At 49.8% G+C, this 15,142-nt stretch carries 15 protein-coding genes; 3 read left to right on the top strand and 12 right to left on the bottom strand.

The features are described from left to right. The 5 genes from K6T23_RS02285 to K6T23_RS02265 all read right to left on the bottom strand — a co-directional run bounded on the left by K6T23_RS02285 (position 1) and on the right by K6T23_RS02265 (position 2,991). A complete protein-coding gene (locus tag K6T23_RS02285) occupies positions 1-798 on the bottom strand; it encodes an arylamine N-acetyltransferase (protein ID WP_056532585.1) in 798 nt (265 codons plus the stop codon). 138 nt (positions 799-936) lie between these two features. After that, the gene (locus tag K6T23_RS02280; protein WP_056532582.1) at positions 937-1,317 is read right to left on the bottom strand and encodes a helix-turn-helix domain-containing protein; all 381 of its coding nucleotides are present in this window, start codon (positions 1,315-1,317) and stop codon (positions 937-939) included. Positions 1,318-1,477: 160 nt separating this feature from the next. Next, entirely contained in the window at positions 1,478-2,044 is a 567-nt protein-coding gene (locus K6T23_RS02275) for a thioredoxin family protein (protein WP_056532578.1), read from the bottom strand. A gap of 418 nt (positions 2,045-2,462) precedes the next feature. Further along, a complete protein-coding gene (locus K6T23_RS02270) occupies positions 2,463-2,621 on the bottom strand; it encodes a hypothetical protein (protein WP_156450566.1) in 159 nt (52 codons plus the stop codon). Then, the gene (locus K6T23_RS02265) at positions 2,593-2,991 is read right to left on the bottom strand and encodes a DUF4257 domain-containing protein (protein ID WP_160140957.1); all 399 of its coding nucleotides are present in this window, start codon (positions 2,989-2,991) and stop codon (positions 2,593-2,595) included. The genes K6T23_RS02270 and K6T23_RS02265 overlap by 29 nt, the downstream gene beginning before the upstream one ends. 131 nt (positions 2,992-3,122) lie before the next feature. Between K6T23_RS02265 and K6T23_RS02260 the strand changes: the two genes are divergently transcribed. Then, entirely contained in the window at positions 3,123-3,278 is a 156-nt protein-coding gene (locus K6T23_RS02260; protein ID WP_156183310.1) for a hypothetical protein, read from the top strand. Between the two features lie 1,229 nt (positions 3,279-4,507). On the opposite strand, the gene gatB is transcribed toward K6T23_RS02260, so the two are convergent. From gatB to gatC, 3 genes are read right to left on the bottom strand one after another with little or no spacing between them, the layout of a single operon-like run. Further along, a complete protein-coding gene (gene gatB, locus K6T23_RS02255) occupies positions 4,508-5,938 on the bottom strand; it encodes an Asp-tRNA(Asn)/Glu-tRNA(Gln) amidotransferase subunit GatB (RefSeq protein WP_048007534.1) in 1,431 nt (476 codons plus the stop codon). Positions 5,939-5,952: 14 nt separating this feature from the next. Next, entirely contained in the window at positions 5,953-7,413 is a 1,461-nt protein-coding gene (gene gatA / locus K6T23_RS02250; RefSeq protein WP_148985953.1) for an Asp-tRNA(Asn)/Glu-tRNA(Gln) amidotransferase subunit GatA, read from the bottom strand. A gap of 12 nt (positions 7,414-7,425) precedes the next feature. After that, the gene (gene gatC, locus K6T23_RS02245) at positions 7,426-7,716 is read right to left on the bottom strand and encodes an Asp-tRNA(Asn)/Glu-tRNA(Gln) amidotransferase subunit GatC (protein ID WP_056532562.1); all 291 of its coding nucleotides are present in this window, start codon (positions 7,714-7,716) and stop codon (positions 7,426-7,428) included. 216 nt (positions 7,717-7,932) lie between these two features. On the opposite strand from gatC, the gene K6T23_RS02240 reads away from it, so the two are divergent. Next, on the top strand, positions 7,933-8,301 hold the full coding sequence (locus K6T23_RS02240; RefSeq protein WP_238283503.1) for a cupin domain-containing protein: 369 nt from the start codon (positions 7,933-7,935) through the stop codon (positions 8,299-8,301). A 20-nt stretch (positions 8,302-8,321) separates the two neighbouring features. Next, the gene (locus K6T23_RS02235; RefSeq protein ID WP_056532558.1) at positions 8,322-9,395 is read left to right on the top strand and encodes an AbrB family transcriptional regulator; all 1,074 of its coding nucleotides are present in this window, start codon (positions 8,322-8,324) and stop codon (positions 9,393-9,395) included. Here the strand turns inward: K6T23_RS02235 and K6T23_RS02230 are convergent. From K6T23_RS02230 to K6T23_RS02215, 4 genes are all read right to left on the bottom strand, one after another. Next, positions 9,376-9,813, bottom strand: a complete 438-nt coding sequence (locus K6T23_RS02230) for a YueI family protein (RefSeq protein WP_235563407.1) — start codon at positions 9,811-9,813, stop codon at positions 9,376-9,378. The two genes, K6T23_RS02235 and K6T23_RS02230, sit on opposite strands and share 20 nt — an antisense overlap. A gap of 223 nt (positions 9,814-10,036) precedes the next feature. Next, positions 10,037-10,984, bottom strand: coding sequence for an ornithine carbamoyltransferase (gene argF / locus K6T23_RS02225; RefSeq protein ID WP_238283502.1), 948 nt, complete (start codon positions 10,982-10,984; stop codon positions 10,037-10,039). After that, complete coding sequence (locus K6T23_RS02220; protein WP_238283501.1) at positions 10,981-14,052, bottom strand: carbamoyl-phosphate synthase (glutamine-hydrolyzing) large subunit; 3,072 nt, start codon at positions 14,050-14,052, stop codon at positions 10,981-10,983. Before K6T23_RS02220 ends, argF begins: the two co-directional genes overlap by 4 nt. After that, positions 14,045-15,109 (bottom strand): carbamoyl phosphate synthase small subunit, encoded by a 1,065-nt coding sequence (locus tag K6T23_RS02215; protein ID WP_238283500.1) that lies wholly within the window; start codon positions 15,107-15,109, stop codon positions 14,045-14,047. The genes K6T23_RS02220 and K6T23_RS02215 overlap by 8 nt, the downstream gene beginning before the upstream one ends. Between the last annotated feature and the right edge of the window lie 33 nt (positions 15,110-15,142).

Below are 15,142 nucleotides of genomic sequence, written 5' to 3'. Positions count from 1 at the left end.
TCACGGAAAAAGATCGATCTTCCTGTCTTCCAGGAATCGGATGGAATCACGGAGCGCCAAGGAATCGAATTGATACACTTCCTGGATGATTTCCTTCCATTTTTCAAAGTCCTTCATTTGATATTCGCGGATATTCCGGTAGGTCATGACCTTCAAGGATCGGTTCCTGAGGAAGTAGCATTGATTGCCCTGGAAGCGGACCGCCGTGATCCTCCTCATTGTGACATTATCGTCCGTATCGGCATAGGAAGCTTCAATGTCCGGTACAAGCTCTTCCTCATCAAGGGGCACCCATTCGATCACTTTTTTCACGAAGGTCTTCCCGTTGGAGCGCCTGTCGATTTCGAACTCCACGTGATCCTTCTTCGAGAAGATGATTTCTTCACCGAATCCATGGAGGATATGCTTTTGTCTGGACTCAAGCTCGATCGGCTTCATGATGGGGGATCCATACCCCACATCGACATATAGTTTCCTGCCGTCGATGGAGACCATCAGGCCGAGATGGCCGGGATTGACACGTACAAAACGGCATTCAAACCCGAGACGCGTCAGAAGCCTGCCAAAGTTGATGTTCAAGGTGAAACACGTCCCTCCCCATCCCCTTGAATGGAGATTGTCCACAAAGGTGTCCAGGGACGGTACGTACGTCTCGCCTGAATTGAAATAATGAAATTTACTGAATGTCTCATAAGGGATCTTCAGAAGATGCTGGCCGATGAGGCGCTGGAGATAATTGAGCGTCGGCTTTTCTATTTTCATATGTAAAAATTGCACATAGCTTGCTACTGCATCCATCCTATCACTCTTTCTGCATAATCATTTCCTTCAGGGCAGTAACCCCTTCCCTTCATGATAAAGGATTTTGCCCCTGGATTCCCATTACGAAATTGTTTCAGTAGGTTCACGGTAGCAAAAAAGCGGCCATCCGGCCGCTTAATTCCTGGTCCCTTCCGACATCTGCTTCACGTTCCGGTCAACGGTTTTGTTCAAGTCGGGGGTGAATCCATTCTTCATTCGTTGATTCTCTTGTTGGAAATAGGCTTTGACTTCGTCATCGAATTCAATCTCGATGAGATCCCGCAGATCCGTGATCCTGAGGGCGATCATGATGGAAACAAGATGAGCGACAGTGAGGGACTTTTTCTTAAAGTTGACCAATTCATTGATCGTTGCCACGCGCAACCCCGTCAAACGGTGAAGGTCTCCCTGTGTCAACCCTCTTTCCTTCAGGATGTCTCCCAATTTTATGTGAATTTTATGGGGAAATTTATTCAGTGATTCAATCACGATTGAATTTGTCTTCTGGTGGATCACAATGCTTCAACTCCTCATTCATAAACATCTTACCGTGAATGTCAGTGCTCGTGAACCGGCAAAAACTACCAATATATGAGGTACTAATTACCATTACCCCATGAATTCGCATCCAAAACAAAAAGGTACGGTTTTCCCATACCTTTTGTCATCTTTTTTGTTACATGAGGATGCTCTGGACGAGGCTTGTTTTCAAGCTATCATAAACTTCCTGCCAGATGGTCCTATCTGTTGAGTAAAGATTCCCCAGTCGTTGAATCATCTCTTTTTTCCTTAATGGGAAGTCCTCATGATCTCTTGGAGGCAGTTTGGCGTTCTCATCATCTACGACTTTCTTCACCATAGGAGCCCTCGGTCCCCAAACCATGCGTTCCTTTCCTTCTTCATCAATAAAGATGAAAATCGGAATCGAACGTGACGTCCCATTTGTTAGGTACTGATCCATGAGTTCGAGGTTTTCATCCCTCAGAATCATCTTCACCTCGATATTCGCTGCTTCAGCAAGCTTAAGGAGGATCGGAATATTGACCATGGCATCTCCGCACCAATCTTCTGTAATGGCGATCACTTTAAGGGAATGCTCCCCGATCCGCTCCAGCAACTCCCGGTCCTCTTCAGGGATCGAGAACTTCTCGAGGATCGAAGCCGTCCGTTCTTTGTTTTCCTTCATATATTCTAAATAGGCGTCCGATGACATCGCCTTTTGATACCACTGCATCAAGTCCATAACATGTTCCTCCTTCAGCCGGCATAGCGAGAAATAAATTGTCTCATTATGCCTATAAGCATATAATATAAGAAAATGCGAGATAAGGGTAGATTTATTATTGTCCGGTTCACTTTTGTTCACATGTAGACAGTATTCGAGTACTGCTCTATTTTTCTAGGGGTCCAGGAAAATATTCTCACCCTTTTCCCCACCCTTCATACCAAATTACGGTAAAAACACCTTGACATAACAATGTCCATCCACTACATTTATTTTTGTCGACACCTGTCATTCCGGTCCAGGCGAAAAAAAAAGAATAGCGCGTGGCTACCCCGATTTTCGGTACTCCAGAGGGTGAATGGGTCAAGAAGAGAAGTATCCCCGATACATCTTTCCTGTACAGAAAAAAAGCTGACTCATCGTCAGTGGTTGATTCTCACACATTTTGAGACTTCCCTAATATTTGTGCCACTTTTTTGTAGTAGTAGTTCAGCTCGACCAGGTTATCTGCCTCCTTCAGCCGTTCTAGATACTGCTGGGCTTTGGCATACTGCTCGGGTGGCAGCTCAACCTTGATTCTTTTGTTCTTCCACATCGTCAACAGGTTTCACCTCATTATGATTTGAAGATCCTCCCTTAGAGGTCAGTTCGAGCTGATAATGAGATAGCTCTTGAATATAAGACGCCTTCGTCTCTGCAAGATTTTGTTCGATTTTTCGCGTGATGACGGAACTTCCCCCGATTCCCGATAATAAACTGATATAGATGATATACCAGACCGGGACTGTATCAACAACTGGCAGCACGGATATGAATCCGGCTAATACCCCGATGATGATGTCCTTGACCGAACCAAACACATAGTGTTTCTCACCCTGGTCATCGATGAATTTCCGTGGGAAAGTGAAATGGCCATTCTTGAATACCAGGATATGCCCCAAGCCTCCAATACCACCCATCAACATTGGTAACAGAATCACTTCGATTATGGACATTCTATCCACCCTCTGGAATCATTTACTATTATTATATTTTATTTACAGAAAATTCAGAATAAGCAATTGGACGCAATTTTGTCCATCAAAGGAGCAGGAAAATGAGGAAAATCGTGATGAAAGTCTCGTCTGTCGACAAACTTCGATTCCAAAACTATATGATGCACTTAAAGCGGGCAGAATCCAAGATCGAAGCCGATACGTATTACCGTCTCGCCAAGCAGATCCTCGAAAAGGCCAAACGAAACAACAAGTGATGCTGACGCATGAATTTATCGCGCTCTGACCCGGAGCTCCATAACTTGATGCGTCACCTGCACTCTACACTATCCTATTCACCCCAGACTCGTCTCATAACCCACACCTTCCCCCACCCTCACATTACACCCTGAGAAAACTTCCAAGGAGCAACAACAATCCACCCAACCCAAAAGCCCCCGCACCATGCAGGGGCTCTCCAACTTGCCACATCCTAAACATTCAAACCAAGAAGGCGGCACCTTCACCTATACATAAACAGCTCGATGAAATCCATTCCCCTTCCACTCCCAAATTCAAAACCAAAAGAGTGAATTGAAATACGATCGACTCCAGCGGAATAGAAGGAGAAGCGAGACCCCCCAGGCACGAGGAGGCTCGACGCCTCCCCGCGGAAAGCAAGCGCCTGCAGCGAAAAGAAACGGACCCCTTCCGACTGCTTTCTTACTACGGATAGGAACAGAAAGCACCATCCTCAATACGATCAGCAGGATGTCATGATGCAATCCCTCCCCTTCCAATCCCATATCCAGAACCAAAGAGTGCATTGAAGCGAAAGGCGCTTGACTCCAGCGGAATAGGAGGAGAAGGGAGACCCCGCAGGCACGAGGAGGCTCGATCTCCTCCCCGCGGAAAGCAAGCTCCTGTAGCGGAAAGGAACGGTCCCCATTCAACTGCTTCCTCATAAAGAATAGGAACAGAAAGCACCATTTCCTCTATACGACTAGCTTGATACGATGCGATCCCTCCCCCTTCCATCCCCGTATTCAAAACCAAAGAGTGCATTGAAGCGGAAGGCGCTTGACTCCAGCGGAATAGGAGGAGAAGCGAGACCCCGCAGGCACGAGGAGGCTCGATCTCCTCCCCGCGGAAAGCAAGCGCCTGCAGCGAAAAGGAACGGTCCATATTCTATCACTTACCCATAAGGAATAGGAAAAGGAAGCTCCATCCTCAAAAAAGACCCGCAAGATCCGATGCAATCCCCCCTCCAATCCCACAATCAGAACCAAAGAGTGTATCGAAGCGGAAGGCGCTTGACTCCAGCGGAATAGGAGGAGGCTCGATTTCCTCCCCGTGGAAAGCAAGCGCCTGCAGCGAAAAGGAACGGTCCATATTCTACCACTTACTTATTAAGAATAGGAAAAGCACAATAAAAAATCCGAACGACCACCATCCCCAATAAGAGGATCGCCTGTCGTTCGGATTTATCTACTAGCATATGAATCGCTTAGCGTTTCTTAATCTCCTGCAAGAGAAGCTTATTGACCATCGGCGGATTCGCCTGACCCTTAGTCGCCTTCATAATCTGGCCGACAAGGAATCCAATCGCACGATCCTTACCATTCTTGAAGTCTTCGATGGACTGCGGATTCGCATCCAGCGTTTCCGTCACGATCTTGAGGAGGGCTCCCTCATCCGAAATTTGGACAAGTCCCTTCTCCTTCACGATCACTTCTGGATCTCCACCGTTTTCCACAAGCTCCTTGAACACTTTCTTCGCGATCTTGGAAGAAATTGTCCCCTTCTCGATCAAGCTGATCATTCCCGCAAGACCTTCAGGTGTCAAAGCGATATCGCTGAGCTCTTTTTGCTGGGCATTCAAGTAAGCCGATACTTCACCCATGAGCCAGTTGGACGCCTGCTTCGAGTCTGCACCCTTGGCGACAGTCGCTTCGAAGAAGTCGGACATTTCCTTCGTGAGCGTCAACACCATGGCATCGTATGCCGGCAGTCCCATGTCTTCTACGTAGCGCTTTTTACGTGCGTCAGGAAGCTCAGGAATCTCAGCGCGGATGCGATCCATCCACTCTTGATCGATATGAAGGTTCAATAGATCCGGTTCCGGGAAGTAACGATAGTCGTCTGATCCTTCCTTGACACGCATGAGAAGGGTTTTACCCGTCGATTCATCAAATCGGCGCGTCTCCTGCTCGATGATGCCGCCTGAAAGAAGAACTTTCTCCTGGCGAACAACCTCATGCTCAAGTCCCTTCTTGACGAAGTTGAATGAGTTCAGGTTCTTAAGCTCTGCTTTTGTACCGAATTTCTCCTGACCGATCGGACGGAGGGAGATGTTCGCATCGCAGCGGAGGGATCCTTCTTCCATCTTACAGTCGGATACACCGGTGTATTGAATGATGGATTTCAGCTTTTCAAGATAGGCATAGGCCTCTTCCGGTGTACGGATATCAGGCTCGGATACGATCTCGATAAGGGGAGTACCCTGACGGTTGTAGTCGACGAGTGAATAGCCGTCTCCTGAGTGAGTCAGTTTACCGGCATCTTCTTCAAGGTGAAGTCGGGTAATACCGATGCGCTTCTTCTCGCCGTTTACTTCGATTTCGATCCAGCCGTTTTCACCGATCGGCTTGTCGAACTGGGAGATCTGGTAGGCTTTCGGATTATCAGGATAGAAGTAGTTCTTTCGGTCGAACTTCGTATCAGTTGCGATTTCACAGTTGAGGGCCATGGCGGCCTTCATGCCGAATTCGATCGCGCGCTTGTTGACCACGGGAAGGACACCCGGGTAGCCAAGGTCGATGACATTCGTATTCGTATTCGGATCGGCACCGAAATGGTTCGGAGCCGGAGAGAACATTTTACTGTCCGTCTTCAATTCTACGTGGACTTCAAGTCCGATTATCGTTTCAAAGTTCATCTTCTATTCCCCCCTTACAGTTGTGGTCTTTTTTTATGGAAGTCCGTTGCCTGTTCGAATGCATGGGCAACGCGATAAATAGTGCTTTCGTCGAAATGCTTTCCGATGATCTGAAGACCGAGCGGAAGACCTGTTGAAGAGAAGCCGCATGGAACTGAAATCCCTGGCACTCCTGCAAGGTTTACCGGAATCGTCAGGATATCGTTGGCATACATGGTGAGTGGATCGTCGATCTTTTCACCGATTTTGAATGCAGGTGTCGGTGTCGTTGGCCCGAGGATGACGTCGAATTTCTCGAATACATCTTCGAAATCCTTCTTGATCAACGTACGCGCCTGCTGTGCTTTTTTGTAATACGCATCATAGTAACCGGAGCTGAGGGCGAATGTTCCGAGCATGATCCTTCTCTTCACTTCGTCCCCGAAACCTTCAGCACGGGTTTTCTTGTAAAGGTCTATGAGATTCTCTGCATTCGGTGAGCGGTAGCCATAGCGCACGCCGTCGAAGCGGGCAAGGTTAGCAGATGCTTCAGATGATGCAAGGAGATAGTAGGTTGCCACACCGTATTTTGAATGTGGAAGGGATACTTCTTCCCACGTGGCACCAAGTCCTTCTAGGACCTTCAAGGAAGCAAGGACAGCCTGACGCGCTTCTTCCCCAACGCCTTCTCCGAGGTATTCTTTCGGAACGGCGATCTTAAGGCCTTTCACATCTCCTGTAAGGGCAGCAGCATAGTTCGGTACTTCCACGTTTGCAGAGGTTGAGTCATTGGCATCCACGCCTGCAATCGCCTGAAGGAGATACGCATTGTCTTCTACGTTCCTTGTGATCGGTCCGATCTGGTCAAGGGATGAAGCAAACGCGATCAGTCCGAAACGCGACACGCGGCCATAAGTAGGTTTCAACCCGACTGTACCTGTGAAAGCTGCCGGCTGGCGGATCGATCCACCTGTGTCGGAACCAAGGGAGAATGGCACTTCGCCTGCAGCAACAGACGCAGCGGATCCACCTGAAGAACCACCGGGTACCGTGTCAAGATTCCAAGGGTTGCTTGTCTTCTGGTAGCCGGAGTTTTCAGTGGAAGAACCCATGGCGAACTCATCCATATTCAGTTTCCCGATCGTGATGGTTTCGGCTGTATGTAATTTATTCATGACCGTTGCATCATAGATTGGATCGAAGTTCTCAAGGATCTTACTTCCCGATGTCGTACGAAGGCCTTTCGTGACGATATTATCCTTGATCCCGATCGGCATACCGAATAGAAGGCCTTTGCTTTCATCTGTGCCGAGTTTTTCATCCAGGGCTTTTGCTTTATTCCGGGCATTCTCTTCATCCAATGTGAGGAATGCCTTCACTTTATCTTCTACATCGCCGATACGCTTGTAGGATTCGCTTACGAGATCCGTTACCGAAACTTCCTTCTTATGAAGAAGTTCGTGCAGTTCTGATAATTTATGGTCGAATAATGACATGTGTATCCCTCCTTAATCCAAGATCGATGGTACGCGTACCTGTCCGTCTTTGTGATCCGGTGCATTCTTCAATACGTCTTCGCGTGGCAGACCGGTGCCCGGCTTGTCCTCGCGCATGACATTCTTCATATCCAGTACATGGCTTGTCGCGTCGACACTGGATGTATCCAGCTCGTTCAACTGTTCAGCGAAGCCGATGATGGCGTCAAGTTGACCTGTGAATCGTTTTACTTCATCTTCTGTGATGGCCAGTCGTGCCAGGTGGGCAACGTGCTTCACCTGCTCTTCGGAAATTCTGGACATTCTGTTCACCTCCGGGTAATTTCGAACACTTGCAATACTATTGATAATACCAAAGTTCACTTTGTGAAAGCAACTACAAGTCTAGGTTTGATAACGCTTAGACAGCTGTTTCCCCAAGCATTTCCTCGGTTACAAAAAAACCTCAACGATTCCATCCTGTCGAATAAAAGAGGATTCACTCGGCGATTGGACGAAATAGTGGAGGAGGTGTATGCTATGAAAATATATGAGTTCACTAAAGAATCCGGTAAAACCATAACCCGGTTCAACAGCAGCGGGGTGACGATCCATCCCCTTTTGAAGCCTGATTCACCATTCCAGATCGGCTATTTTTATCTTGAGGCAAAGAGCGTCCTCGGAATGCATCCGGCCATGTGCGACCAAGTGCTTATGATCACGTCCGGCAATGGATGGGTACGGGTGAAGGATGGGGAAAAGCGTCCTGTAAAGGCAGGAATGGCTGTGTATTGGAGCGAAGGTGAAGATCATGAATCAGGAACTGAAACGGGCATGACCGCCATCGTCGCGGAAGGTTCGGACTTGGACCCCAAGCGCTTCCTGTCTTCCCTTCAACCGGGGGATTAATCTAGAAAGGATCCTGCTTTATGAGAATACTTGCATCATTGATCGTAGGCTTCATTGGCGGAGGCATATTCACTCTTCTCCACGTTCCGTTATCGTGGATGCTCGGGGCCATGGTTTCCATGTTCATCGCGAAGAAATGGGGGAAGATCGATCTGAAATGGCCGCCCATGCTGAGAAATCTGGCCCTCGTCATCGTCGGATATTCCATCGGTCACTCTTTCAGTAAACGGACCGTGGTGGAGATCTTCACTCAGCTTCCCACCATGTTGTTGATGACCATCTTCATCATCGTTTTCAGCATGGGGCTTGCCTTCATCATCACCAAGGCGACGGGCATCAACCTGGCCTCCACCATCACGGGTAGTGTGCCGGGAGGATTGTCCCAAATGGTGGTCCTAGGGGAGGAAATGAAAAATGTGAACCTGACGGTGGTGACGATCCTTCAGGTTGTCCGGGTCCTCAGTGTCGTATGTATCGTCCCCTTCCTCGTGTTCAGCCCCTTGCTCGGAGGCGAAGCGGCGAATACGTCTGGGGTCCCGCCGACAGATCCGGCGTCGTTCCGTTGGGGACTGCTGCTCTTTTTCGCAGTAGCTGTCATCACGGGGCTGCTGGCGAAGAAGATCCGCTTTCCTACTCCCTTTCTCCTTGGCCCGATCCTAGTGATCGGAGGCTGTATGATCGGAGGGGCAGGAGTGCCGGATATGCCTGGGGTGTTCATCATCCTGGCCCAGCTTTCCCTCGGGATCTACTTCAGCTTCATGCTGGATATCTCCCCTTCAAGGCAGCTGACGGCCTTCATCCTTTGGTCGGTCGTCACATCGATCGGCCTGCTCGCCTTTTCCATAGGGCTCAGCTTCCTGCTCAGCAGTTGGCATCATATCTCCTTCATGACGGCATTCATCAGCCTATCACCGGGGGGGATGGCAGAGATGGCACTGCTGGGTCACGCAGTCGGAGCCGATCTATCCATCATCACCGGGTATCATCTGTTCAGGATCCTATTCATCCTGTTCCTCATGCCGCCAGCACTGAAGGCGATATTCAAGCTTCCCTATTTCAAGGAATCAGACAACTCTAGAAGAGCATCTTCTTGATCGAAGAGAAGATGCTCTTCTTTTTGACGTCTTCCTTCTTCTTCAATGACTTTTCCTGTACAAATATCTCTTCTTTGTCGATGGCTTCGTTGTAGGCCAATACAAGGCCAACATCCGTCTCGGTCTCCATATTCGTTACCATGGAGAAGGAAATGTTGAATGTATCGGCAAGTTTGATGTATTTTGAGAGGAAGGTATAGCTCATTGAACCGTTCAGAAGGAGCCTGGCATCAGGGTTCTCCTTAAGGGCTTCCTGCACTTCCTTATAGACACCCTTCTCCCTTACCTGACTCTGCGTAAGAGCCACGACAACACGCTCGCGCAGCGACCCTAAAAACTTCCTTCTTTCATCGGGCTTCGTCTGCTTCTGCCCATATATTCCATTTTCTAAATAATCATCCATTGTCGGTTTACTCAAAACCAGGCACCTCCAAACGTAATCAATCATAGGCTCTCCTACACTCTATGTTCCCATGTGTATGTTTGATAATCCTTGATTGCTTCCTTTTTGTTCAAAGGAAAAGGCCCGCTACCTTTTAGGGAGCGAACCTTTTCCTATCACGACGATTCATTTTATCCGATAAAGTACTGTTTTTCAATACGTTTTTTACACTTTTTGAAAGTCGCTTCAACCCGCACCGTTATAGGACGGATTGTAGGATGGCCTTCTGGACGTGGAGGCGGTTTTCAGCTTGCTGGAAAACCGCCGATTGCGGCCCGTCGATGACCTCCGCAGTGACCTCTTCCTCACGATGGGCCGGCAGGCAATGAAGGAAGCTTGCATCGGCTGCTGCATGGCTCATAAGACCGGCATTCACTTGATACGTTGTAAATGCCTTCATGCGGGTTTCCGCCTCCTCTTCCTGCCCCATGCTCGCCCATACATCCGTATAGACGATGTCAGCGCCTGCTACGGCCTCCACGGGGTCATAATGCAGCGTGTAGCTCCCGCCATTGAGCTTGGCCAGCTGTAACGTCTGTTCTTCAATCTCCTTCACAGGCTCATACCCTTCCGGACAGGAGACGACGACGTCCATGCCGAGCTTTGCCGCAATGATCATGAACGAGTGGGCGACATTGTTGCCATCCCCGATGAAAACAGCCTTTACCCCTTTAAAGCTTCCTTTCAGCTCCAGGATCGTCAGGACATCTGCAAGTGCCTGACAAGGATGATAGGTATCACACAGCCCATTGATAACGGGAACGGAAGCATGCTTTGCAAGCTCCGTGACCGTTTCGGTATGGAAGGTCCTGATCATGATTCCATCTACATAGGATGATAGCACCTTTGCCGTATCGGCGATGGTCTCTCCCCTTCCCAGCTGGATATCTTTCGAATTCAGGTAGATGGCGTGCCCGCCCATTTGGAGCATGCCTGCTTCGAACGAAACCCTTGTACGGGTAGACGATTTTTCAAAGATCATGGCAAGGGTCTTCCCTTCCAGCTTCTTGGAATGGGGCTGTTTCTTCAGGCTTTGGGCAAGATCCAGCAGTTCCAGGATTTCATCCGTCGAGTAATCCAGCCAGGTTACCACATCACGCCCCTTGAACGCATTCCCCACACTTTTTAAGGCTGTACTTGATTTCATATTCCGCTCACTCCCTGCTTGATTTTGTATTCGGTCAAATGAATCGGTGCCCCGCCTGCCCCTTGACTCCTGATGAACGCAAGGAGTGTAGCGGGCTCTGTGATCACGGTGATCCCGGCCTCCAAGGCTTCGATCCTTTTCTCCTTACCTTCTCCGGTCTGTTCGTCGTTATAGTAAAGGGCAGCCCCGTCGGACTTCACCCAGCTATTGAATTCTGCTGTTCCCGAGGTCCCATGCTTCACAAGCTCACTGTCCTTGGCATCCACAAAGATCGTCCCACCTGCCTCCATATCATCATGGAGGGTAACGAACACTTTATGCAGGGCTTCCTCCACTGTCCACCCGATGCAAAGACCTTCTCCGGTGGACTTCATATTGGCTCCTAGGGTCTGATCCAATTCCGGCAGGGCATGTGAAGAGAAGACTGGATATTTCACTCCTTTGAGATTGACATCCTGAGGAGCTGGAACATCGAATGCACTCAGTTCCGCTGATGGATCAGCCAGGAGGTCGATTGCCAGATCGACGAGTGGATAGCCGATGATCTTGCTTACAATCGGGATCGTCCGGCTCGCCCTCGGGTTCACCTCGAGCATAAGGAGTTCGTCACCCTTGAGAAGGAACTGGATATTCATGAGCCCTTTATAACCGAGGGACGAGATGAGACTGTCGGCATATTCGCCGATCCTGGCCACGATGTGCTCTGGGACCGATTCTGAAGGGAAGATGGACATACTATCGCCGGAATGGACCCCTGCCCGCTCGATATGCTCCATGACGCCCGGTATATAGGCTTTTTTCCCGTCCGCTACCAGGTCTACCTCCACTTCTCCACCTGCTTTGAACTCATCGATCAGGATCGGGAAGTAGGAGGTTTCCGCTTCTTCCAACAGTTCTTTCAGTTCCCCAGGTGTCTCCACCTTGACCATCCCTTTTCCGCCTATCACGTAAGAAGGTCGGCACAGGAGCGGGTACGTGAGGGTTTTAGCCACTTGGATGGCCTCGCTTCGACTGTGGCAGATATCACCGTTCACATGGGGGATGTCCAGTCGGTCAAGAAGCTCGTAGAAACGTTCGCGGTCCTCAAGATGATCGATGGTATCGAACGATGTGCCGAGAAGCTTCACTCCATGTTCTTCAAGATCCTGTGCCAGATTCAATGCGGTCTGGCCACCGAACTGCACCAGTACGGCTTCGATGGACTCGTGGGCAATGATGGCCAGGATCGATTCCTTCGTGATCGGCTCAAAGTATAGGCGGTCCGCTGTTTCATAGTCCGTACTCACCGTTTCCGGATTGTTATTGACTGTGATGGTTGTATATCCGTGTTCCTTCAGGCGCTGTATAGCCTTGACCGCACTGTAATCAAATTCGACGCCCTGGCCGATCCTGATCGGTCCGGCTCCGATGATCAACACCTTTTTGTCCCCTTCCAGGGGTTCAATTTCATTTACACCATAGTAGGTCGAATACACGTAGTTCGTGACCGCTTCGAATTCACCGGCACATGTATCCACCATCTTGAAGACCGGTTTGAGGTCTTGCTTCCACGGGGCAATCCATTCAGGACTTTTCCCCGATAGTGCCAGGATTTTATCATCCTCGAACCGCTGCTCTTTGGCCTGCTTATAAAGATGTTCGTCCAGGCTGCCGGTCTTCAGGCTGCTTTCGGTTTCCACCAGATGCTGAAGTACACCAAGGAAAAGGGAATCGATCTCCGTCTTCTCATGTAGCTGTGACACGGAATACCCTCTTCTCATCAGCTCAAGGAGTTCAAAGAAACGTAAATCCGTCGCCACGCCGATCCTCTGGAGCAGCTCTCCGTCCGTCGCCTCTCCATTGAATTCAAGCCCTTGAGAAGAAATATCCAAGGATTGCACCGCTTTATGGAAGGCTGCCTCCATGGAACGTTCGATGGCCATCACTTCTCCTGTTGCCTTCATCTTCGTCCCAAGGACGCGGTTTGCTTCCGGGAATTTATCGAACGGCCACCTCGGGAACTTCACCACTACATAGTCGAGGGCCGGTTCGAAACTTGCGAATGTCGTTTGGGTCAGGGGATTGATGATTTCATTGAGCGTATAGCCGATGGCAAGCTTCACGGCAATCTTCGCAATCGGGTACCCCGTCGCTTTAGATGCGAGGGCCGAAGACCTGCTTACCCGCGGGTTCACTTCGATTACGTAGTATTGGCTGCTGTAAGGGTCTAAAGCAAACTGTATATTGCATCCACCGATTACCTCGAGGGCATCGACGATATCGAGGGCTGCCGTCCTCAGCATATGGAATTCCTGATCGGTCAAGGTCTGCGACGGGGCCACCACGATGGAATCCCCCGTATGGACGCCTACTGGATCGAAGTTCTCCATATTGCACACCGATATACAGTTTCCTTTCGAATCTCTCATGACCTCATACTCGATTTCCTTGAAGCCCGCAATACTCTTCTCCACGAGGAGCTGATGGATCGGGCTTGCCTTCAATCCCGTTCCTACAAGCTTTCGGTACTCTTCCTCGGTCGCCGCGATACCGCCTCCGCGTCCCCCCAGTGTATATGCAGGGCGTACAATGACCGGATAAGAAACGCTCTCCGCGAAGGCAAGAGCGCCTTCCAGATCTTCGACTATGGCACTTTCCGCAACGGGATGCGCCAGTTCATTCATCAGATCACGGAATTTTTCGCGGTCCTCCCCTTTTTGGATGGAAGGAACCGATGTACCAAGCAGCTTCACGCCCTGTCCTTCAAGGATGCCTTGTTCATGAAGCTGAACGGCCAAATTCAATGCCGTCTGGCCACCAAGGTTTGCAAGGATCCCGTCAGGCTTCTCAATCTCGATGATTTTCGTAAGAGACGGGACCGTGAGCGGCTCACAATACACCTTATCCGCATATGTGGTATCCGTCATGATCGTTGCAGGGTTATGGTTTACAAGGACGACTTCATAGCCTTCTTCTTTAAGGGCCAGGCACCCCTGCGTCCCGGAATAATCAAATTCCGCCGCTTGACCAATGATGATGGGGCCTGAACCGATGATGAGGATCTTGTTTAGTGTTGGCTCTTTAGGCATAGATTTTCTCTCTCCCTGACTTTGTAATGGATTGATGGAACTGTTCGAATATCCAGGCTGCATCTTCCGGGCCTGGGCGGGCTTCCGGATGGAACTGGACGCTCACGATCGGCTTGGTCCTGTGCTGAAGCCCCTCAAGGGAGCCGTCATTCACATTCCGGAAGCGCGGATACAGCTCCGTGCCGGTAAGGCTCGCCGGCTCGACAACATAGTTATGATTCTGGGAAGTGATGAACACTTTCCCCGTCTCTCCGTCGATCACAGGATGATTCGCCCCCCGATGACCAAACAAAAGCTTCTCTGTATTCCCGCCGAGGGCAAGGGCGATAAGCTGGTGACCGAGACAGATACCGAGGGTCGGCACCTCAAGGATCTTCTCCTTCAGAACGGGCAGAAGATCCGTCATTTCCTTTGGATCACCGGGTCCGTTGGAGAGGACCATTCCGTCGTACTCAAGCTGATCAAGCTGATCGAGCTGATGGAAAGGGACGACCGTTACAGAACAGCCCAATTTGAGCAGACTGTTCACGATGGACTTCTTGACGCCGAAGTCGATGACGGCAATATGGGTAACTCCGCTCCCCTGGCGCTGCAGGGACTGAGCGGCCACCCGCCCGATCTGACCGGTCAAATGCTCTTTCGATGGCATGACGGATGTGTGGGATATGCAGGCATTCTGACTGCCTCCCTGTCGGATCGATTTGACAACCTGACGGGTATCGACCCCCGTCATATGAGGGATTCCCCATTTCACGAGGTAATCCTTCAAAGAAGAGTTGGCGTGATAATGGGAATACACATCAGGTGCTTGAAGCATGATCACACCCTTCACCTGGGGCTTCATGCTTTCGGAATCATCATCGTTGATCCCGTACTGTCCGATCAGGGGATACGTAAAGACGACAATCTGATCTTTATACGACGGATCTGTCAATACTTCTTGATAGCCCGTCATTCCAGTGAAGAATACGATTTCTCCCAATGCGGGACCCTCCCCGCTCATGTGAACCTCCCCTTGAAAGGTGAGGCCATTTTCCAAACATAGATAACCCGGCATGGGATTTCCTCCTCGATGTATGAATTAATATTA

Origin of the sequence: Rossellomorea marisflavi (genome assembly GCF_022170785.1) — a bacterium.
In the GTDB taxonomy this organism is placed as follows: domain Bacteria; phylum Bacillota; class Bacilli; order Bacillales; family Bacillaceae_B; genus Rossellomorea; species Rossellomorea marisflavi_B.
This window is presented reverse-complemented; position numbering and strand designations above follow the sequence as displayed.

Excerpts from the sequence above, each read along its gene's own strand:
- K6T23_RS02285 (WP_056532585.1), bottom strand. The coding sequence starts at position 798 with ATGGATGCAGTAGCAAGCTATGTGCAATTTTTACATATGAAAATAGAA.
- K6T23_RS02275 (WP_056532578.1), bottom strand. The coding sequence starts at position 2,044 with ATGGACTTGATGCAGTGGTATCAAAAGGCGATGTCATCGGACGCCTAT.
- K6T23_RS02270 (WP_156450566.1), bottom strand. The coding sequence starts at position 2,621 with ATGTGGAAGAACAAAAGAATCAAGGTTGAGCTGCCACCCGAGCAGTAT.
- K6T23_RS02265 (WP_160140957.1), bottom strand. The coding sequence starts at position 2,991 with ATGTTGATGGGTGGTATTGGAGGCTTGGGGCATATCCTGGTATTCAAG.
- K6T23_RS02260 (WP_156183310.1), top strand. The coding sequence starts at position 3,123 with ATGAGGAAAATCGTGATGAAAGTCTCGTCTGTCGACAAACTTCGATTC.
- gatB (WP_048007534.1), bottom strand. The coding sequence starts at position 5,938 with ATGAACTTTGAAACGATAATCGGACTTGAAGTCCACGTAGAATTGAAG.
- gatA (WP_148985953.1), bottom strand. The coding sequence starts at position 7,413 with ATGTCATTATTCGACCATAAATTATCAGAACTGCACGAACTTCTTCAT.
- gatC (WP_056532562.1), bottom strand. The coding sequence starts at position 7,716 with ATGTCCAGAATTTCCGAAGAGCAGGTGAAGCACGTTGCCCACCTGGCA.
- K6T23_RS02240 (WP_238283503.1), top strand. The coding sequence starts at position 7,933 with ATGAAAATATATGAGTTCACTAAAGAATCCGGTAAAACCATAACCCGG.
- K6T23_RS02235 (WP_056532558.1), top strand. The coding sequence starts at position 8,322 with ATGAGAATACTTGCATCATTGATCGTAGGCTTCATTGGCGGAGGCATA.
- argF (WP_238283502.1), bottom strand. The coding sequence starts at position 10,984 with ATGAAATCAAGTACAGCCTTAAAAAGTGTGGGGAATGCGTTCAAGGGG.
- K6T23_RS02220 (WP_238283501.1), bottom strand. The coding sequence starts at position 14,052 with ATGCCTAAAGAGCCAACACTAAACAAGATCCTCATCATCGGTTCAGGC.
- K6T23_RS02215 (WP_238283500.1), bottom strand. The coding sequence starts at position 15,109 with ATGCCGGGTTATCTATGTTTGGAAAATGGCCTCACCTTTCAAGGGGAG.